Origin of the sequence: Klebsiella sp. K47 (assembly GCF_051858335.1) — a bacterium.
In the GTDB taxonomy this organism is placed as follows: Bacteria; Pseudomonadota; Gammaproteobacteria; order Enterobacterales; family Enterobacteriaceae; genus Klebsiella; species Klebsiella pneumoniae.
This window is the reverse complement of sequence record NZ_JBPYUI010000182.1, coordinates 1-245: the sequence shown is the minus strand read 5'-3', so window position 1 is coordinate 245 and position 245 is coordinate 1. Positions and strand designations below refer to the sequence as shown.

The 245-nt window shown below is 71.8% G+C and carries 1 pseudogene; it reads right to left on the bottom strand.

Annotated features, from left to right (window positions below):
* A pseudogene (locus tag RRF55_RS27620) lies at positions 1 to 245 on the bottom strand (F0F1 ATP synthase subunit alpha); the annotation flags it as partial.

Genomic DNA, 245 nt, shown 5'->3' with positions numbered 1-245 from the left:
TCAGCTCGCGCTGGCCGCGGCCGATCGGGATCATCGCGTCGACCGACTTGTAACCGGTCTGCACCGGCTGGTCGACCGACTTGCGCCAGATCACGCCCGGGGCCACGCGCTCCACCGGCGCGGTCAACGAGGTGCCCAGCGGGCCCTTGCCGTCGATCGGCTCGCCCAGCGCGTTCACGACGCGGCCGAGCATCTCCGGACCGACCGGCACTTCCAGGATGCGGCCGGTGGTCTTGGCCACGTCG